Below are 20,540 nucleotides of genomic sequence, written 5' to 3' on the forward strand. Positions count from 1 at the left end.
TTAAAGTTGTTTTACCATGGTCAACGTGGCCGATTGTACCAACGTTAACGTGGGGTTTTGTACGTTCAAATTTTTCTTTAGACATCTTAATGTTCCTTTATTTAACCACTTCCCTAATTCAATAGGGAAGTGTTACTTTATTTATATAAATAATTATTTCGCTTTACGAGCTTCAATAATTGCGGTTGCAATATTTGTTGGTGCTTCATTGTACTTCAAGAACTCCATTGAGTAAGAAGCACGACCTTGTGTTTGTGAACGAAGGTCTGTTGCATAACCAAACATTTCTGAAAGTGGAACTTGTGCTTTAACTGTTTTACCAGTTGCAGTATCTTCCATACCTTCGATCATACCACGACGACGGTTTAAGTCACCGATAACGTCACCCATATAATCTTCAGGGGTTTCAACTTCTACTTTCATAATCGGTTCTAAAAGCACAGGTTTAGCTTTCATGAAGCCTTCTTTAAATGCCATTGAACCGGCAATTTTAAATGCCATTTCTGATGAGTCGACATCATGGTAAGAACCATCAAAGATAGTGACTTCAACATCAACAATTGGGTAACCAGCAAGAACACCGTTTTTCATTTGTTCTTGACAGCCTTTATCAACTGCTGGGATGTATTCTTTAGGAACCACACCACCAACAATTTCGTTGTTGAATTTGTAGCCTTCGCCACCCGCTTCCAATGGTTTGATTTTTAACCATACATGACCATATTGACCACGACCACCAGACTGACGAACAAATTTACCTTCTTGTTCAACTTCATTGCGAATTGTTTCACGGTAAGCAACTTGTGGTTTACCAACATTTGCTTCCACTTTAAATTCACGTTTCATACGGTCAACGATGATTTCTAAGTGTAGTTCACCCATACCAGAAATAATGGTTTGACCTGATTCTTCATCAGTGTGTACACGGAATGAAGGATCTTCTTGTGCTAGTCGACCTAAAGCAAGACCCATTTTTTCTTGGTCAGCTTTAGTTTTTGGTTCTACTGCAACAGAAATAACGGGTTCAGGGAACTCCATTCTTTCAAGAATGATAGGTGCGCTTTCAGCACATAGTGTATCACCTGTTGTTACATCTTTAAGACCGATTGCTGCAGCGATGTCGCCAGCGCGAACTTCTTTGATTTCTTCACGTTTGTTAGCGTGCATCTGAACGATACGACCAAAGCGTTCTTTTTTATCTTTAACAGAGTTAAGAACAGTATCACCAGAGTTAACCACACCAGAGTAAACACGGAAGAATGTTAAGTTACCAACAAATGGGTCAGTTGCAATTTTAAATGCTAATGATGAGAATGGTTCATCATCACTTGAATGACGTTCTGCTGGTTCACCATCTGGTAATTCACCTTTAATCGCTGGAACATCAGTCGGTGCTGGTAAATATTCAACAACTGCATCAAGCATGAATTGAACACCTTTATTTTTAAAGGCACTACCACAAGTTACTAAGATGATTTCATTAGCAAGTACGCGTTCACGTAATGCTTTTTTCACTTCTTCTTCAGTTAACTCTTCACCACCAAGGTATTTTTCCATTAACTCTTCGTTTGCTTCAGCTGCGGCTTCCATTAAGTTAGCACGCCATTCTTCGACTTGCTCAACCATGTCAGCAGGCACATCTTCATAAGTAAATGTTACGCCTTGATCAGCATCGTTCCAGTTAATTGCTTTACGTTTAAGTAAATCAACTACACCAGTAAATCCTTCTTCAGCACCGATTGGTAATACTAATGGAACAGGTACTGCTGCTAAACGTGTTTTGATTTGTTCTACAACACGTAAGAAGTTAGCACCCATACGGTCCATTTTGTTTACAAATGCGATACGTGGAACTTTATATTTGTTTGCTTGGCGCCATACTGTTTCTGATTGAGGTTGAACACCACCAACCGCACAGTAAACCATAACTGCACCATCAAGTACACGCATAGAACGTTCAACTTCGATTGTGAAGTCAACGTGTCCCGGGGTGTCGATGATATTGATACGGTGTGGTTCAAATTGTTGTCCCATACCAGACCAGAATGCAGTGGTCGCCGCTGACGTGATAGTAATACCACGTTCTTGTTCTTGTTCCATCCAGTCCATGGTAGCTGCGCCATCATGAACTTCACCAATTTTATGACTTACACCAGTGTAAAACAAAATACGTTCAGTTGTTGTCGTTTTACCTGCGTCAATGTGTGCACTGATACCGATATTGCGGTAGCGTGCTATAGGGGTTGTACGAGCCATATTAATCCTCTATTTAGAATCGTTTGCTTAATAAAATATCATTTAGGTGGACTGACAGTAGATATGTGCTGTCAGTCTATTTTCAAGCCACTTAATATAAATGGTTGATTACCAACGATAGTGTGCAAACGCTCTATTAGCCTCAGCCATACGATGAACATCTTCACGTTTTTTCACAGCGGTACCTTTGTTTTCAAAAGCATCCATAAGTTCATTCGCTAGGCGTAAAGCCATTGATTTATCGCCACGTTTACGTGCAGCATCTACAATCCAACGCATTGCAAGTGCATTTCGACGAACAGGACGCACTTCAACAGGAACTTGGTATGTAGAACCACCAACGCGACGAGACTTAACTTCTACAGTTGGTCTTACGTTATCTAGTGCAACTTCGAAAGCTGCTAAGTGGTCTTTTCCACTACGCTCAGCTAATTTATCAAGAGCTGAATATACGATTGATTCTGCGATAGATTTTTTACCATCTACCATTAAAATATTGACAAATTTTGCCAGTAAATCTGAACCGAATTTCGGATCAGGTAAAATTTTTCTTTGACCGACAACATGACGACGTGGCATTGGAATACTCCGTTTATATGTTATAAATTTTCAGGTTTACCCAAAACTCAAATGAGTTAAATGGAATTTTATAGTTTGGCCTTACTTAACGGAGTACCATTAAGCTTTAGGTCGTTTTACACCGTATTTAGAACGGCTTTGTTTGCGATCTTTAACACCTGCGCAGTCTAATGCACCACGAACAGTATGATAACGAACACCAGGTAAATCTTTAACACGACCACCGCGGATTAAAATCACGCTATGTTCTTGTAAGTTATGACCTTCACCACCGATGTAAGAAGTCACTTCAAAACCGTTGGTTAAACGTACACGGCATACTTTACGTAATGCTGAGTTAGGTTTTTTCGGTGTAGTTGTGTAAACACGTGTACAAACACCGCGTTTTTGCGGGCATGCTTCAAGGGCAGGAACGTTACTTTTCGCTTCCTTTAGGGCTCTTGGTTTGCGTACCAGCTGATTAATTGTTGCCATTAATAAGCTCCTGATTAATTAAAATAAATTTAAAATTGCATTTTAGATACGTAATTAATAACTGTAGACCAAAACCTATGTATATAAGTTTTGGGTCGCAAGATTCTAGACCCCAACAGGCATAATGTCAAGTATTACCACAAGTTGTTTGTCGGGTTTAACACATATTTAATATCAATATTAGCTAGGTATAGTTGAGTATCATCGGTAGGCGGATTATTTTTATCTTAGTAAGATTTTTAGCCACTAAAATAGTCTTTATTATACAGTTAGTTGTAATTGATAGTTTGAGTTTAGGTACACTTGTATTTTATGTGTAATTATTAACATAGTTTTATCGATAAAGATTAAAATTATATTAATCAAATTTTTGCATTAAAAAATGGTAATATTATACTGGATCTTGAATTTACCCTGTATCAAATAACATCGATGAAAAGCGAATCTTACAAAGTTGTTTTACTCTTTAATGCAAACAATATTTATGACCGCCAAATATTAAAGGGCATAGGCGATTATTTGAAATTGCATAATATTCATTGGAATATTTATATTTCAGAAACCCTGCGTTATGATGCAAAAGCCGCTTTTCATTTTGATTGTGATGGGATTATTGCCAATTTTGATGATCCGGATATTGAAGATTTGCTGGCTAAAGAAACCATTCCTATTATTGGTGTTGGCAGCTCTTACCATGATCACGTAAGCTATCCAAACGTACCTTATGTGGCCGCTGATAATTATGCCATTATCGAAAGTGCGTTTAATCATCTATGCGAAAAAGGCATCCATCAATTTGCTTTTTATAGTATACCAACAACGCGATATTGCCGCTGGGCAGCAGTAAGAGAAAAAATATTTGAGCAGATCTTAGCGCAAAAAGGCTACCAAGGGGTTATATATCAAGGTATGACCACCTCGCTGGATAATTGGCAAGAAAGCCTAGATAAACTGTCTAAATGGTTACTCACTTTACCGATTAATACAGGCATTATTGCAGTCAATGACGCCAGGGCGCATCATATTTTGCAAGCTTGTGATAGGGTGGGAATAAAAATACCTGAACAGTTATGTTTGATTGGGATTGATAATGAAGAAGTGATCAATAATTTGTCGATGGTGTCGTTATCGACTGTCAAGCAAGGGACTGAAGAGATGGGATTTAATGCGGCAAGTTTATTAAATAAACAGTTCGCAAAAGGCAAAATTTCAACAGAACCACTCCTTATAGCACCTAAAAAAATTATTGCTCGGCGCTCAACTGATTACCGATCAATACAAGATCCATATGTAATTCAAGCTATGCACTATATCCGCGATTATGCTTGTAAAGGAATTAAAGTTGAGCAAGTTATTTCTGAAATGCAAATATCTCGATCAAACTTAGAACTTCGTTTTAAAGCGTCATTAGGTAAAACAATTCATTGTGTCATTCATGAAGAAAAGTTTAATCGAGCCAAATACCTATTAATTGAATCTTCACTGTCGATTCAAATGATTTCTGAGCAGTGTGGTTACCCCTCTGTACAATACTTTTATTTTTTATTCAAAAAGCTTTATGGAATGACACCTAAAGATTATAGAAATAAGTATGCTGTCAATAAAACTTCATCATGATATCGCGTTAATAAAAATTAGGTTGTATCACTTTATCACCAGAAAAAAATTGCTTGTTACTGACAAAATTTTTCTGGTGTGAATAGACTATTTTTTAACTGAACCAATCAATAATATAGCTATACCCCCCATTGTTGCAAATATCAATGAAACGATAAAAATTGCAGAAAAGCCAAATACTGAAATAACAAAAGCAGCAATAATTGGCGCTAGTGCTTGGGTAATAGTATTGCCTAGATTGTAAATACCTAAAAAGAATGCTATGCGATTTTTATCGGGAATCACTTTTAAATTTAATAAATTGTCGAGTGAATTCCAGATCCCCATACCAATACCAGCAGTGAAGGCATAAATAAGGACACCATTTAGGTTTGGATAAATAAATAAGCTTATTGCACCAATACCTAAAAAGATGGTGGATAGTCCAACAGGTAGTTTTAGAATTTTTAATTTATCGGAGATTGGTCCTGCAATGAACCCCATTAAAATGCCTAATATAAGCATAATCAAATTAATTAGCTGAATTGAATTTTGGGTTGCTTGCGCATCATGGTGGATAAAATCGGTCATGATATATAATAAGTAACCTGCAATAGTAAAATTACTGACACCTTGAAAGAGTTTACCAATTAGCGCTAAGTAGTAGTCTCGTCCAATTGACCACTTAGGGAAAATTGTTAACGCACCACTAAAACTATTTTGCTTTCTGATTGCACGATGGGTGGTTGCTTGATTTAGATTAGCTGGCTCTCGCACTATGATGACAGCAATTAATATACCAATAAATGCCAGCACACCAAAGATAACAAAGCCAAACCGGAAATTACCTAAAAACATTGCAGCAATAATGGTAAAGCCATTATTACCAAGTGCCATTCCCAGCCCACCATAGGCACTCGATGCGGTGCCTTTTCTATCGTCAGCGGCAAAATCTATCCAAGCCACCATGGGCGCAACAATAAAATTCAATGCGATTTGACCAAATAACCAACAGCCCAGTAAAAAAGGTATGCTATCAGCCGTTGACGCTAATATCATAGCAAGCATGAAAGCGATGCCACCACAAATTATCCAAGGTGAGCGATTACCAAATTTTGAGCGTGTTCGATCTGATAAATAGCCTGCAAGCATATTGGATATTGCCGCAATCACCATACCGCAGGCAGAAAATAGGGCTAATAGATGGATCTTGTTGGCTTCATCAATTTGTTGAATTAATGCCGGTAAAAAGAGACTTGATGCAGCAATATATGGACCTAACCACGATGCAGGACCAATGATTAGCCCAGGGATAAGTCGAGTTAATGGAATCGTTATTTTCATAATATATCGCCTTAAATCTCAATCATTATTTATTACATAGTAATAGTCAAAGTCAGCATAAGATTGATGCTGATAGCTATCGACAGAGGCAATAAAATTAAATAAGCCAGTAAATCCACCTATTTCACCCGGCTCGCCATTAACGCCTTCATCAGATAAGTAAAGGACATCCAAATTACTCATGAAAGATAGCCAAGCGTTATCGCGTTTGTAAAATAGTTCAATAATACCTTGTTGATAGACTATTTTGAGTTCAACAACACCATGAGGTATAGCAACACGGTGATTGGTGAACTCGATTCGAACGCCTAACTTTGCTTGTAGAAGGCTAAGAACGGTAGTTTTTAGTTGTTCGCTATAGGTTAAGTGAAAGTAAATCCAATTATTGGCATCATAGTAAAGCCCAACGCCTGCCGTTTGTGAATAATGCTCGGGCTGGAATTCGACTTTGGTTTGAACGTGATAATTAAACGATGTGGTCCTTGTTGCCATGATAGCCGGATTAACTTGAGAAAATAGCGAATTTTGCCCATATATTCTGAGATGACTTGTGCGTTCATAGCTATTGACCCAATTAGTGGTTTGATTTCTATAAGGTGTCATAAAACGTAATGAATATGATCCATCAAACTCATCAATCACATCGTGATTGAGTGGCTTACCAAGTGGTAGTTCAGAGTCGAAATCCATTTTAGCTAAATTAGAACCATCAGCCATGACTAACCAACCGTCGTCAGTCCACTGCATTTTTTGGATTGAAGTTTCGCGTCCAAGTGGATTTAGTAATGTGTTTTTTATCGGTCTGGACATCAGATGAGCAATGTACCAATCGCCATTTTGTGTCTCAACTAGTGAACCATGTCCAGCTTTTTGCATGATTGAGTTAGGATTATACATTTCAAAATGACCCGCATCAGGATCGCCCAATGAAAATAGATGATTAGGCGAAGATGTCACAATGGGTTCTAATGATGGATGAGGTTGGTAAGGGCCAAAAATAGTTTTACTACGCCCAATTTCAATGCCATGTGCATAACCGGTCCCTCCAGCTGCGATTAACAGATAATAATAATCCTGTTTTTTATAAAGTTGTGGTGCTTCGGCGCAGCCTCGTGTGGTGAAACCTTGTGTAAGGCGAACCCAAGGGCTTACTAATTTTTTATGGTCTAAATCGATTTCGGCTATTACGATATGACCCGGTGCTTGATAACCTTGACGTGTTTCCCATTCTAAAATGGTTAAATAATGTTTACCATCCTCATCATGAAACAGTGCAGGATCAAAACCTATTGAGGTGATGTAGATAGGTGCAGACCAAGGACCCTGAATATTATCGGCACACGTTACATAGGTATCGGCATTAAATTCTCGTCCGGCCATATTGATCATGTGAGAGTAAATAAGCCAATATTTTTTGGTGATGCCATCGTACGATAAATGTGGGGCCCATATTCCTGCTGGTGTATGTGTTCCTGATAAATTAATTTCTCCTTGTTTAAACACATAGTCAATAAGTTGCCAATTGGCTAAATCAGTTGATTTAAAAATTTGTATCGCTGGTAGCCAATGAAAAGTCGAGGTTACAAGGTAATAAATATCATCGACACGAATAATCGATGGGTCGGGTGACATACCGGGTATAACGGGATTATTTATTTTTAGCATGTTATTTTTCTCTTATCGTTAAATTATTGATACTAAATGAAAAATATAAGTTGCATAACAGATAAATTAAAACGTGCTTTTCAATATAATTTATCTCTGTTTATTTTGTTATTATCAAATTTGGTTTTAAATTTATGAAATTTGGTTTATGAGATATTTGTCACAATCTGAAAAATATAAAAAAATTGGCAGGTAAATTAAGATTTTTAATTCTAAAAAAGATCTGCTTAGCACAGGTGGTGTGTAACAATCGCCAACCAAGTTGGCAGTAGTTTATTGACACAATAATGTTATGTTAACGCCTTTTTATTGGGAAGAGCGATTTACTTAGGTATTGATATGATTGGTTTTCGATAGTGAAAATAAAGGGGGAAGATAACGTGATTCCTTCCCCTTTGATGAATCATTAACACATGAGTGGTTTTAGTTGCTGATAAATCTGTCTAAAAATAGCGCGTTGTTGTTGATATAACTGATAATTGTCACGATTCGGTTGATGCAGTTGAATTACTTTTGGTGAAGGTAATAATTCGTTTATAGGGGTATCTGGATGGCAAGCAATTTGGGCTAGTTTAGCTGCCCCTAATGCTGGGCCGACTTCACCGCCTTCACAATATTCAATAGGATAACCAGAAATATCACAGATTAATTGTCGCCAGTAGGCACTTTTTGCCCCGCCACCAATTACCATTATTTTATCGGGCGAAATGCCGGTTTTCGCAACGACATCGATACCGTCAGCCAGTGCGTAACTGACACCTAACAATATGGCTTTAGCTAAGTCTACTTTGTTGTGCTGATTAGTTAAGCCAAAAAATACGCCTTTCGCTTCAGGATTATTATGTGGCGTTCTTTCGCCAGATAAATAAGGTAAAAATTGGACGGGAGGTTTAGCATCAGTTTGATCGGTTTGAATTAATGAAATTAGCGTAGGTACATCTTTGATTGATAATAATTGGCAGCCCCAATCAAGGCAAGATGCACAGCTTAACATTACGGACATAAGATGCCAACGATCTGGTAATGCATGACAAAAACTGTGAATGGCCTGTTCTGGTTGACTAACAAAATGATCTGTGACAGCAAAGTAGACGCCCGAGGTGCCAAGTGATAACATCGCTTGCCCTGATTGATAGAGCCCAACACCAATTGCGCCAGCTGCATTATCACCGCCACCAGCAACCACCGGAATGGTATTTATTCCCCAGCTTTTTGCAACTTTATCGTTGACATAACCGGTGATTTGATTACCTTCAAATAGCGTCGGCATATGATGCCTGCTTAGTCCGCAAGCGGCTAATAGATCATCATTCCAATCACGTTTTTCAACATCTAACCACATGGTACCGGCTGAATCTGACATGTCTGATGCCAATTGTCCGGTAATGTTAAGACGTAAATAATCTTTAGGCAGGAGTACTTTATCGATTTTGGCAAAAATGTCTGGCTCATGATTTTTAACCCATTTGATTTTAGGCGCAGTAAAGCCAGCCATCATTAAATTACCGGTAATTTTTCTTGAATTCGGGACTTGCTGTTCTAATTGATGACACTCGGCATCGCAGCGGCCATCATTCCATAAGATGGCTGGTCTTAAAATTTGCAATTGTTTATCTAATAATACTGCGCCATGCATTTGCCCACTTAAACCAATCGCTTTAACGTGTTGTAAATCATGCAGTGAACCAAGCTCATGCATTGCTATATTAGTCGCTTGCCACCATTGATTTGGATCTTGTTCTGACCAAAGCGGAAAAGGGCGAGACACGCTAAGAGGTTGTGTTGTCGATGCGATAATGTTTTGCTGTTCATCCATAAGAATGACTTTTATACCGGAAGTACCTAAATCAATACCAATATACATATATTTCTCCACTACAATGTTTATTAAGGCTACGGGTTTGTAGCCCTAATAAACTTATGTTGCCTAACGATTAGCCAAAAATGAACTTATTGACTAAGTTTTCAAGTTTTTCTTGCTCACCACTACGTGTTTTTGGTTGTAATTTATGTTTTAGACTATACTCTGCAATTTGTTGTAATGACATTTTTCCCTGTAATATATCGTTACCCAGTTGTTTATCCCAACCGGCATAACGATTGGTAACACATTGGTTTAATATTTGGCTTTCGAGCATTTTTGCCGCATTTTTTAATGATAACGCCATAGTATCAATGGCACCAATATGACCATAAAAGACATCGTACTTATCAACGCTTTGACGACGAATTTTGGCGTCAAAATTTAGCCCACCTGTTTTAAAGCCACCGCTTTTTAGGATTTCATACATGACAAGAGTATTTTCTTCGACACTATTTGGAAATTGATCGGTATCCCAACCTAATTGCGGATCGCCTCGATTGGCATCAAGCGAACCAAAAATATCAAGAGAGATAGCTGAGGCAACTTCATGTTGAAAAGAGTGACCAGCAAGAGTGGCATGATTAGCTTCGATGTTAACTTTTATCTCGTTTTCTAGTCCAAATTGTTTTAAGAAGCCATAAATAGTGGCAACATCATAATCATACTGATGTTTGGTGGGCTCTTGAGGTTTAGGTTCGATTAGTAACGCACCTTTGAAACCAATTTTATGTTTGTTTTCAACAACCAATTGCATAAATTTACCCAGTTGTTGTCTTTCTTTACGCAGATCGGTATTTAAAAGTGTTTCATAGCCTTCACGACCTCCCCATAGCACATAATTTTGTCCACCAAGTTTATGTGTGGCATTCATCGCATGGACAACTTGCGTTGCAGCACAAGCAAAAACTTCTGGATCAGGATTAGTTGCTGCACCCGCTGCATATTTCGGATTAGTGAAACAATTTGCTGTACCCCAAAGTAGGTTAACGCCCGTTTGTTGTTGTTTTTCTAGCAAAATGTCAGTCATCGTGGATAAATTATTGATGTATTCTTGAATTGAACTCCCCTCAGGTGAAACATCCACGTCATGAAAAGCATAAAAAGGAACATTCATTTTGTAGAAAAACTCAAAAGCAATCTCGGCTTTTGCTTTAGCATTGATTAAAGGATCACTACTTTTTTGCCAAGGATAATCAAACGAACCAGAACCAAACATATCGGTACCTGCCCAACAAAATGTATGCCAATAGCAGATTGAAAAACGTAAATGTTCAGCCATTGTTTTACCTAAAATTATCTGGTTTGGATCATAATGTCGAAATGCAAAAGGATTATCTGATTGTGTTCCTTCATAGTTGATTCTATCTATTTTGTCGTAATATTGATTCATAATATTCCTCTAAATGATGCCTAATAAGTTAATGAGAGAGTTATCTTTGCTTGTTTTAATTTAGTGTTAAGCACAGTTGTGTTAATACGTTGTAATCAATATGCATTAAATTTGAAACTAACGACAATTATTAAATTTTGTAATTATTTTATGTTTTTTTATTTTTGTGATGCAGATCAAACTCTATAAGCACGTCTAGTGACATGTTTGGTAATGAATGATTTTTTTGACTGAATAATGCGGATTTTTGAAGATTAGCTGGTTGGTAAGTAACTAAGCTATTACTACGGTGTTAATCGTAGCAATAGCTGTTTAAATTAGTGATGATCAATAAAGATAAATTTTAATGCGAACAATAATGCAAAAATAATTACACAAAGATTGAGTTCTTTAAATTTACCTGTACAGGTTTTTAATACCACATAGGAGATAAAACCAAGCGCAACACCTTCAGTAATTGCAAAGGCAAAAGGCATCATCAAAGCGGTAATAAATGCAGGCGTTGCATCGGTTAAATCAGACCAGTTAACTTTGACTAAACTTGAAACCATTAAAATACCGACAAATATGAGTGCGCCAGATGTGGCATAACTTGGTACTAAATGTGCAAGCGGTGATAAAAAGGTCATCAGTAAGAATAAGATTCCAACCACAACAGCTGTTAAGCCAGTCCGTCCACCAACCGAAATACCCGCAGAACTTTCAATATAAGTTAATACTGAAGATGTACCAAATAATCCACCTAGAGATGAGCTAAAGCTATCGATTAATAGTGCTTGACGCATTTTAGGAAAGCGTCCTTTTTCGTCCGAAATGCCTGCTTTGTCGGTTAAGGCTAAAATTGTGCCTGATGAATCAAATAAGCTAACAATCATCACTGAAAAAATCACACCCATAATACCAATGTTGAATGAGCCAGCAAGATCGACATGACCAACAACTGGTGCGACACTCGGTGGCACTGCCGCTACACCTTGATACGTAATATTAGGATCAAGCCATAACGCCAGTAGGGTGACTACAAATATTGAAATTAAAACCGCTGCATGAAAATTGCGCGCTGCTAAAATAATAATAATAAAAAAACCAAGAGAGCCTAATAAGACTTTGAGTGATAAGATATTGCCCATGGTTAAGAGTGTTGCCGGTGAACTCACGACTATGCCCATATTTTGGAAGCCCATAAAGGCAATAAATAGTCCAATACCTGCGCTAATTCCTACTCGTAAACATTGTGGAATATGCTCAATTAACCAATGACGTACTTTAAATAGTGATAAAGCGAAAAAGACTAAAGAACCCCAAAATATCGCGCCCATGCCAATTTGCCAGGAATAGCCCATTGCGCCGCAAATCCCATAAGCAAAAAATACGTTAAGTCCCATCGCGGGGGCTAATGCGATTGGTAAATTGGCAAATAAACCCATTAAAATAGTGGCAACAGCTGTCACCACACAGGTGAGAACAAATACCGCAGAAGTATCCATGCCGGTTGCAGATAAGATAGACGGGTTAACAAAGATGATATAAACCATAGTAAGAAAGGTGGTACAACCAGCAATGATTTCGGTGCCAATGGTGGTTTTTTTCTCTCTCAATTGAAATACTTTTTCGAATATTGAATTCATAAGTTAAGGCCTAATTTTGATTGATAATAGTCAATGTGCATTTAGTGTGTTTTTGCTGTGTTTATCTAAAATTTTTGTAAGCCAAAAATAGAAAAGATGCGAAGTATTCGCTCCACATCTTACAATAAACAGAGTTTTTACTGCGTTATTATTGCCAGTTATTTATTTAGGTCAAGTGTTATTCTATCGGACTACCATTTCCTGCGGCAAGATTAGCATTTACCGGAATATCTATTTTAACTTTTAAATTATTGTTAGTATTTGAAGTTTCCATATCAATCGACATGGTTTGACTAACTTGATATTGATTATTTGTTTCATGTTCTTTATCAATATTAAGAAACTGTAAAAGGTGATTTGCAATCTCTTCTTCACCGGTAACAACTTTGGTTGCACCATGTTCTTCAATATATTCGATTTCATCTTCGTAAAATGCTCGTACATAAATTTCTAAATCAGGATTCACCGTTTTTGCCTGTTGTGATATTTCTGCTGATTTATAGCCATTTGGCGAGGTAATAATTAACCATTTGGCTGATTTGATATGAGCAAAATTGAGGATCCCCGGCTTTATTGCATTACCAAATACCGCAATTAATCCATCATGGCGAATTTTTTCAACTAAAGTTAGTGACGGCTCGATCACAATAAACGGCACGTGATGGGCAATTAATTTTTCGGCAATCATACTACCTAATCTATCATAGCCAATTAAAATAGCATGGTTTTTAACCTCGGGTATTTGTTGGTTAATTTCAATAATGGGATCAATCATTCTATCAACAATGTTTTCAGTGCGTGATAAGTAGTATTCGAGCAAATTAAATATGAAGGGATTTAGCACAATAGATATGATAGAACCAGCTAAAATTAGGCTATGCGCTTCATCAGGAAAGATCTGTAAAGTGATACCTAATGCCGCAAGAATATAAGCAAACTCACCAATTTGCGCCAGACTTGCTGAAATAGTTAAAGCGGTGCGTTTAGAATAACCAAATAATCTGACTATCAAATATGCAGCAAGTGATTTGCCTAAAATGATTATTACAATAACCGACAATACGGCAATAGGATGAATCAGTAATATTTGGGGTTTGAATAACATTCCAACTGAAACAAAAAATAGTACGGCAAAGGCATCTTTTAATGGCAAGATATTTTTAGCGGCCCGATGGCTGAGATCTGATTCAGTTAATACCATTCCGGCAAAAAAAGCGCCCAATGCAAATGAAGCGCCAAACAGTTGTACTGCTGCTAAAGCAATACCTAAAGCAATAGCAAGTACGGTTAGTGTGAACAGCTCTTCAGAACCTGTTGCGGCACTTTTGGCTAATAGCCAAGGAATTGTTCGTCGACCAATTACAATCATGATAGCGATAAAAAGAATTACAAGACCTATAGTTTTGGCGACTTCTTTGACAATATCGATTGTATTATAGTTATCGCTATCACTAAACATGGTAGCAATCGCCGGTAGCAATACTAACGTTAACACCATGACCAAATCTTCCACAATTAGCCATCCCACTGCAATTTTACCGCGACGACTCTCTATCAGATTTCGATCTTCTAGGGCTCTGAGTAATACAACTGTACTTGCAGTAGATAAGCACAGCCCAAACACTAATCCCGTTAAAATCGGCCATCCAATCAAGCTAGACATACCCATTCCAAGTAATGTGGCAACGGTAATTTGAACAATTGCACCGGGAATAGCAATGTTTTTTACTTGCATAAGATCTTTTAATGAAAAGTGTAACCCTACACCAAACATTAATAAAATAATGCCAATTTCTGCTAGTTCTTGCACAATTGATGTATCTGCAACAAATCCAGGTGTTGTGGGGCCAACAATAATACCGGCAATAAGATAACCGACTAGCGGGGAAATACGTAAACGATTAGCGAGTAATCCAAGTAGGGTGGCAAGTACAATGCCGCCGATGATGGCAATGAGTAAAGGCCCGGTGTCATGCATGTATACCTCCTAGCTTTGTAAAGGGTGAGTTTGAAAGTATGGAGTGTGTTAATGTTAACATAACATGATGATTTTTTGAATTAATAGATACAGTTATTCACCAATCACTGTAACAGGTAAATAGTTTGGTTTAAGCTTTATTTACTGTTCTTTGATAGGAATACTTGCTCTCAAATAAAATCGGCAATTTAACTATTTTATGCTTTAAGTCGGACAGTTAAACGATGTAGCTTTGATTGGATAAACAAACGGCGCTTTTTAATCAAGAGTTAACTTAGTTTTAGCCCACTTAGGTGGGCTAATGCATTTTATGCTAACTGTGTTATGCCGGTTTGTTCAGTGTCATTTTAACCTTAAGAATACGGTGACTGTCTACTTTGGTCGTTTCAATCGCTTTAAAAAAGGGGGATTGAGTCTTGCTTGGGTAGGGTGACCAAACCATTTGTGGTTGGTTCGATAGGTAACAAGTGCACTTTCATGAGGAGTTAACTTAGTTTTAGCCCACTTAGGTGGGCTAACTCATTTTATGCTAATTGTGTTATGCCGGTTTGTTCAGTGTAATTTTGACTTTAAGAATACGATGACTGTCTACTTTGGTCGTTTCAATCGCTTTAAAAAAGGGGGATTGAGTCTTGCTTGGGTAGGGGACCAAACCATTTGTGATTGGTTCGATAGGTAACAATTGCACTTTCATGAGGAGTTAACTTAGTTTTAGCCCACTTAGGTGGGCTAACTCATTTTATGCTAATTGTGTTATGCCGGTTTGTTCAGTGTAATTTTGACTTTAAGAATACGGTGACTTTCTACCTCGGCAATTTCAAATTGATAATCGCCAATTTGGATGGTATCGCCAACATTAAGCAAATGCTGCGCTTTTTCCATCAAAAGTCCCGCTAATGTATGATATTCTCTTTTATCATCAATAGGGATTGGGACAAATCGTATCAATTCTTCAACAGGAATATAACCATTGGCTATCCAACTATTATCCTCTAAGCATTGAATATCATGTTTGGCGTCGATTTCCTCTTCTTCGGTTGGAAAGTCCCCCGCGATGGTTTCAATAATATCTGTGACAGTCACAACACCTTGCATTGAACCAAATTCATCAACTACAAAGGCAAAATGGGTTTTAGCTTTTTTAAATTGCTCTAACGCAACTAATAACGAGACTGTTTCTGGAAAAATCAGGGGTTGTTTTATTAGTGCATTAATATCAATCGGCTCTTTGTTTTGTAGCACATCTTTTAAAAGATCATTAACCTGAATAATACCTAATGGTTCATCAATTGAAGCTGTATCAGTCACCACTAATCGAGAATGTGGATTATCGAAAATTTCTTTTAAAATAACTTCACGATTTTCATTAATGTTGATCATATCAACATTTAATCTCGAGGTCATAATACTGCTTACCGAACGCTGTGCAAGTCCGAGTACTCGTTCAACCATACTCAGTTCTTGATGATTAAATACTGATACTTTTTTATTGGCATCAGATACAACATCAACGGTATGCGTGTCTGGATCTTCTTCGGCATCGCCTTTAAGTAAATGTAATATGGCTTCGGCAGTGCGTTCACGTAATGGTTTTTTGTTTAACGCTTTACGGCGATTAAAGATCGCTAATTGATTGAAAAATTCAATCATAATCGAGAAGCCAATTGCGGCGTATAAGTAACCTTTAGGTATTGCAAAACCAAACCCTTCAGCAACTAAACTAAACCCAATCATCAATAGAAAACTTAAACAGAGGATAACGATTGTTGGATGTGAATTAACAAAATTGGCAAGCGGTTTACTGGCGACCATCATGATTCCAATTGCTATACATACTGCAATTATCATGACTGGAATATGTTCTACCATCCCAACAGCAGTAATCACCGAATCGAGCGAAAATACCGCATCAAGTACGACAATTTGTGCAACAACGGTCCAAAAATGAGATGTTTTTTTCGGTTTGCCATCTTCCTGTGAAGCACCTTCAAGTCGTTCATTGAGCTCCATGGTGGCTTTAAATAGTAAAAATATCCCTCCAATTAACATAATTAATTGGCGTGCATTAAAACTTATTCCTGAGATTGAAAATAATGGCGTTGTAAGGGTGACTAACCAGCCGGCAAACATTAGTAAAATAATGCGTGTAATTAATGCAAAAGCAAGTCCCGTGACGCGTGCTTTATCTCGTTGTTGGGGAGGAAGTTTCTCGGCAAGAATGGCAATGAAAACAATGTTATCAATACCAAGGACGATTTCAAGTACAACCAGAGTAGATAAACCAATCCAGATTGTAGGATCCATGATCCATTCCATATGTCAGGTGATTACCTCTAATAAATACAGCACATGCTGCCTAGTAATTCTGTCTGTAATTGACTAAATAATCAATAAAATATTTATAATTTTTGTCAAAATTTAGTAGTTTTGTGATTAAGAGTGGGGCGGTTTTTTACTTTAATGTAGGTGTTTCTTTGAAGTTTTGAACGAGATTGGGTGATTTTGGGGTAGGGTGAGGTTTTTGGTTCAGTGATTTTTTCATAACGATAATGGGGTCCGAGTAAAGAGGAGGTGTTAGGGGATTTTGCAAAAAATCCCCTAACTCGGACGTATTCACTGAAAAGAAAAATCAGCAAAACGACTAACGTCCGAAACCCAAACCAAACAAAAAAATCTAAGGAAAATTGGGGTGTTAGTATAGCGCTTCGAATTCCTAAAATTCTGCATCAATAAGCCAAGACGCTTATTAAAGCTCATATCCGCGCAATTACAACGTGCCGACAACTGAGTGCGGTTAGCATGCCAAACAGGGATGTTTGGCAAGGCGCTGTTTTGTCAGGAACAAATCAGCGGCGGTGCGTAAGACCGCACGAAGGCGGAGGGAAGTCGCAGACCACTTTGTCCTTGTGCTGCGAGGGGTTGTTAGGGGACTTCGCAAAAAATCCCCTAACTCGGACGTGTTTACAGATAAGAAAAATCAGCAAAACGACTAACGTCCGAAACCCAAACCAAACAAAAAAATCTAAGGAAAATGGGGGTTTTAGTATAGAACTCTAAATCTCGAAAATTCTGCATCAATAAGCTAAGACGCTTATTAAAGCTCATATCCGCGCAATTACAACGTGCCGACAACTGAGCGCGGTTAGCATGCCAAACAGGGATGTTTGGCAAGGCGCTGTTTTGTCAGGAACAAATCAGCGGCGGTGCGTAAGACCGCACGAAGGCGGAGGGAAGTCGCAGACCACTTTGTCCTTGTGCTGCGAGGGGTTGTTAGGGGATTTCGCAAAAAATCCCCTAACTCGGACGTGTTCACTAAAAAAGAAAAATCAGCAAAACGACTAATGTCCGAAACCCAAACCAAACAAAAAAATCTCTTTTAAGAAATTAAGAAATTTAAAAAACATATTTGATGGATAAGTAGAAATGATTCCTGACAAAAATCACCAATCCTTAGCTGCGCCAGAACGTTGGCGTAAATAATACTAACAAGGTGAAGATTTCTAATCGGCCAAATAACATATCGACAACCATTACCCATTTAACTAAATCACTAACAGTTGCAAAGTTATCGCTAACACTACCTAACCCAACACCTAAGTTATTTAGGGATGAGGAGACAATGTAAAAAGAATCAGTTGCATCAACGCCTGTGCCCATAATTATAAATAGACTGATTAAAAAGACTAACGCATAGGCAGAAAAGAATCCCCAAACCGCTTCGATGATACGTTCGGGTACGACGCGGTTATTGAGTTTTAAGGTATAAATTGCGTTAGGGTGAATTAAACGCTTTAATTCACGCGATCCTTGCATAAAAAGTAACAATACACGCACTACCTTTAATCCACCACCGGTAGAACCAGCGCAGCCACCGATAAATGATGCAGAGAGTAAGAAAATAGGTAATGAAGACGGCCAAGTATTAATATCATCAACCGTAAAGCCAACGGTTGCGGCTATTGAGACTACTTGTAATATAATTTTATCAATACTTAGATGGCGTTGTGGTTGATAGACATAAATAACAAAAGCACAGATAATAATTAAAATTATAAGAATAAAAAGGAAGGTTCTAAACTCTTGATCTCGCCAATAAACACTGATAGAAAACCCATTTAGTGCCGCAAAATGTAGTGCAAAATTACAACCCGATAAAATTAGAAAAATGGTCACAATATAATTAATGGCCGGGCTATTAAAATAAGCTAGATTATTATCATGAGTTGAAAATCCGCCCATCGAAATCGTCGAGAAACTGTGTGAAATGGCATCAAATACATTCATGCCAGCAAGCCATAAGCAAACAGCACATAAGGTGGTGAGCAAAATGTAAATTGACCACAGTGTTTTTGCTGTTTCGGCAATACGTGGTCGCATTTTACTATCTTTTTGTGGGCCAGGAATTTCGGCCCGATAAAGCTGCATGCCCCCAACCCCTAATAATGGTAAAATGGCTACGGCTAATACGATGATACCCATCCCGCCGAGCCATTGTAGCAACTGACGGTAAAAAAGTAGTGCTTTAGGTAGATGGTCAAGATGCACAATAGTGGTTGCGCCCGTTGTGGTCAAGCTAGAAAACGATTCAAAAAAAGCTGTGGTTAAGTTAAGGTTGATATGGTTGTCAAAAATAAAGGGAAAAGCGCCGATAGTCCCTAATACTAACCAAAATAGTACAACAATAAAAAAACCTTCACGCGTAGTAAGTTCATGGCGATGATTTCGATTAGGAAGCCATAAAACACAACCTAAAACTAATGATGCGAAAAATGAACGGACAAAAATCGCTCCCGCACCGTCACGATAAATTAACGCGACTAATGCCGGTAAAAGCATAAATATCGATAATAAGGCTATTAACAATCCAACGATTCTGATAATTGAACGCCAATGCATCATAATGATAGTCTCTACTTAAATCCTCGGGATGCTTTAATAAGATCATAAGCGGCTTGAATTTCTTGCGCACGTTTTTTAGCCGCTTCTAACATCTCTTTCGGTAAACCTTTTGATACTAGTTTATCTGGATGATGCTCATTCATTAATTTACGATAAGCGCGTTTAATTTCTGAGATCTCAGCTGTTGGCTCAACGCCCAAAATTTTGTAAGCATTTTGCAAATCTGATTGAGTCGAGCGACCTTGGTAACCACCATAATTATTGTTCTGATTATATTGACTATGTTGGTTGTACTGATTTTGAGAATAACTATAACTATTTTGACCAAAATGATAGCTCGCCATCATCATTTTGATATACGCTGCCATTTGCTGACGAGGTATATTGAATTCATCTGCTACAATAAAAAGAATGTCTAACTCTTTATCATCCAATTGACCGTCAACCAGCGCGGCTTGAATGAGTTGTTCACAAAAAATATTTAACACATTACGTCGGTAACGATATTGTGCATAGAGTTCAGCCAAACGTGAACGTAGTGGGTAATCACTAGCTTTACCGCGATTGAATGATTCTTGAGCTAACTGGCGGCTGTTATTATCAAGTTGTAATCTATCCATAAATTGGCGAGCTAGATTGATATCATCTTGGGTCACCACACCTTTAGCTTTACTTAAATGTCCCAATACTTCAAAAACAACGGTTAAATAGAGCGTTGGATTTGCTTGGGTTCGTTGATTGGTTAATTTATTGCAAAATGCTTGATAAAGCATAGGGCCAATAAAAAGACCCAGTATAAACCCCCAACTTGTTTTTAAGACAATGCTTAACACAAAGCCTGTAATAATCGCCCAAATAAAAGACATA

At 37.8% G+C, this 20,540-nt stretch carries 15 protein-coding genes; 1 reads left to right on the forward strand and 14 read right to left on the reverse strand.

Annotation, left to right across the window (positions count from 1 at the left end; translation table 11 throughout):
• The 4 genes from J3U66_RS11975 to rpsL all read right to left on the reverse strand — a co-directional run.
• A partial coding sequence (locus tag J3U66_RS11975; RefSeq protein ID WP_010312103.1) for a GTP-binding protein occupies positions 1 to 85 on the reverse strand: 85 nt, incomplete at its 3' end.
• Positions 86 to 153: 68 nt separating this feature from the next.
• On the reverse strand, positions 154 to 2,256 hold the full coding sequence (gene fusA, locus J3U66_RS11980; RefSeq protein ID WP_065633264.1) for an elongation factor G: 2,103 nt from the start codon (positions 2,254 to 2,256) through the stop codon (positions 154 to 156).
• A gap of 108 nt (positions 2,257 to 2,364) precedes the next feature.
• Positions 2,365 to 2,835 (reverse strand): 30S ribosomal protein S7, encoded by a 471-nt coding sequence (gene rpsG / locus J3U66_RS11985; protein WP_065633265.1) that lies wholly within the window; start codon positions 2,833 to 2,835, stop codon positions 2,365 to 2,367.
• Between the two features lie 99 nt (positions 2,836 to 2,934).
• Complete coding sequence (gene rpsL, locus J3U66_RS11990) at positions 2,935 to 3,309, reverse strand: 30S ribosomal protein S12 (RefSeq protein WP_034883792.1); 375 nt, start codon at positions 3,307 to 3,309, stop codon at positions 2,935 to 2,937.
• A 432-nt stretch (positions 3,310 to 3,741) separates the two neighbouring features.
• On the opposite strand from rpsL, the gene J3U66_RS11995 reads away from it, so the two are divergent.
• Positions 3,742 to 4,926, forward strand: coding sequence for a XylR family transcriptional regulator (locus J3U66_RS11995; protein WP_267349125.1), 1,185 nt, complete (start codon positions 3,742 to 3,744; stop codon positions 4,924 to 4,926).
• A gap of 87 nt (positions 4,927 to 5,013) precedes the next feature.
• Here the strand turns inward: J3U66_RS11995 and J3U66_RS12000 are convergent, their stop codons facing one another.
• The 10 genes from J3U66_RS12000 to djlA form a co-directional block, all read right to left on the reverse strand.
• Entirely contained in the window at positions 5,014 to 6,252 is a 1,239-nt protein-coding gene (locus J3U66_RS12000) for an MFS transporter (protein ID WP_416379745.1), read from the reverse strand.
• A gap of 15 nt (positions 6,253 to 6,267) precedes the next feature.
• Complete coding sequence (locus tag J3U66_RS12005) at positions 6,268 to 7,914, reverse strand: family 43 glycosylhydrolase (RefSeq protein WP_267334520.1); 1,647 nt, start codon at positions 7,912 to 7,914, stop codon at positions 6,268 to 6,270.
• Positions 7,915 to 8,320: 406 nt separating this feature from the next.
• Positions 8,321 to 9,778 (reverse strand): xylulokinase, encoded by a 1,458-nt coding sequence (gene xylB, locus J3U66_RS12010; RefSeq protein ID WP_267334522.1) that lies wholly within the window; start codon positions 9,776 to 9,778, stop codon positions 8,321 to 8,323.
• A gap of 70 nt (positions 9,779 to 9,848) precedes the next feature.
• Positions 9,849 to 11,168 (reverse strand): xylose isomerase, encoded by a 1,320-nt coding sequence (xylA, locus tag J3U66_RS12015; protein ID WP_267334524.1) that lies wholly within the window; start codon positions 11,166 to 11,168, stop codon positions 9,849 to 9,851.
• Between the two features lie 317 nt (positions 11,169 to 11,485).
• Complete coding sequence (locus tag J3U66_RS12020; RefSeq protein WP_267334526.1) at positions 11,486 to 12,796, reverse strand: NCS2 family permease; 1,311 nt, start codon at positions 12,794 to 12,796, stop codon at positions 11,486 to 11,488.
• A gap of 178 nt (positions 12,797 to 12,974) precedes the next feature.
• Positions 12,975 to 14,774 carry a YbaL family putative K(+) efflux transporter gene (gene ybaL / locus J3U66_RS12025; RefSeq protein ID WP_416379744.1) on the reverse strand — a complete coding sequence of 600 codons (1,800 nt, stop codon included), beginning with the start codon at positions 14,772 to 14,774 and terminating at the stop codon, positions 12,975 to 12,977.
• A gap of 538 nt (positions 14,775 to 15,312) precedes the next feature.
• Positions 15,313 to 15,468 carry a hypothetical protein gene (locus J3U66_RS12030; protein ID WP_267349128.1) on the reverse strand — a complete coding sequence of 52 codons (156 nt, stop codon included), beginning with the start codon at positions 15,466 to 15,468 and terminating at the stop codon, positions 15,313 to 15,315.
• Positions 15,469 to 15,527: 59 nt separating this feature from the next.
• Positions 15,528 to 17,090: a TerC family protein gene (locus J3U66_RS12035; RefSeq protein WP_416379618.1), complete on the reverse strand. Its 1,563-nt coding sequence runs from the start codon at positions 17,088 to 17,090 to the stop codon at positions 15,528 to 15,530.
• Between the two features lie 1,134 nt (positions 17,091 to 18,224).
• The gene (locus J3U66_RS12040; protein ID WP_267334564.1) at positions 18,225 to 19,670 is read right to left on the reverse strand and encodes a TrkH family potassium uptake protein; all 1,446 of its coding nucleotides are present in this window, start codon (positions 19,668 to 19,670) and stop codon (positions 18,225 to 18,227) included.
• A 14-nt stretch (positions 19,671 to 19,684) separates the two neighbouring features.
• Positions 19,685 to 20,539, reverse strand: coding sequence for a co-chaperone DjlA (djlA, locus tag J3U66_RS12045; RefSeq protein WP_267334530.1), 855 nt, complete (start codon positions 20,537 to 20,539; stop codon positions 19,685 to 19,687).
• Between the last annotated feature and the right edge of the window lies 1 nt (position 20,540).

The organism is Gilliamella sp. B2969 (assembly GCF_026536195.1).
In the GTDB taxonomy this organism is placed as follows: domain Bacteria; phylum Pseudomonadota; class Gammaproteobacteria; order Enterobacterales; family Orbaceae; genus Gilliamella.

What these genes read in the sequence shown, in the direction of transcription:
- xylA (WP_267334524.1), bottom strand. Translation starts at nt 11,168, where the DNA reads ATGAATCAATATTACGACAAAATAGATAGAATCAACTATGAAGGAACA.
- rpsG (WP_065633265.1), bottom strand. Translation starts at nt 2,835, where the DNA reads ATGCCACGTCGTCATGTTGTCGGTCAAAGAAAAATTTTACCTGATCCG.
- djlA (WP_267334530.1), bottom strand. Translation starts at nt 20,539, where the DNA reads ATGTCTTTTATTTGGGCGATTATTACAGGCTTTGTGTTAAGCATTGTC.
- xylB (WP_267334522.1), bottom strand. Translation starts at nt 9,778, where the DNA reads ATGTATATTGGTATTGATTTAGGTACTTCCGGTATAAAAGTCATTCTT.
- J3U66_RS12020 (WP_267334526.1), bottom strand. Translation starts at nt 12,796, where the DNA reads ATGAATTCAATATTCGAAAAAGTATTTCAATTGAGAGAGAAAAAAACC.
- J3U66_RS12040 (WP_267334564.1), bottom strand. Translation starts at nt 19,670, where the DNA reads ATGCATTGGCGTTCAATTATCAGAATCGTTGGATTGTTAATAGCCTTA.
- ybaL (WP_416379744.1), bottom strand. Translation starts at nt 14,774, where the DNA reads ATGCATGACACCGGGCCTTTACTCATTGCCATCATCGGCGGCATTGTA.
- fusA (WP_065633264.1), bottom strand. Translation starts at nt 2,256, where the DNA reads ATGGCTCGTACAACCCCTATAGCACGCTACCGCAATATCGGTATCAGT.
- J3U66_RS12030 (WP_267349128.1), bottom strand. Translation starts at nt 15,468, where the DNA reads ATGAAAGTGCAATTGTTACCTATCGAACCAATCACAAATGGTTTGGTC.
- J3U66_RS12005 (WP_267334520.1), bottom strand. Translation starts at nt 7,914, where the DNA reads ATGCTAAAAATAAATAATCCCGTTATACCCGGTATGTCACCCGACCCA.
- rpsL (WP_034883792.1), bottom strand. Translation starts at nt 3,309, where the DNA reads ATGGCAACAATTAATCAGCTGGTACGCAAACCAAGAGCCCTAAAGGAA.
- J3U66_RS12035 (WP_416379618.1), bottom strand. Translation starts at nt 17,090, where the DNA reads ATGGAATGGATCATGGATCCTACAATCTGGATTGGTTTATCTACTCTG.
- J3U66_RS11995 (WP_267349125.1), top strand. Translation starts at nt 3,742, where the DNA reads ATGAAAAGCGAATCTTACAAAGTTGTTTTACTCTTTAATGCAAACAAT.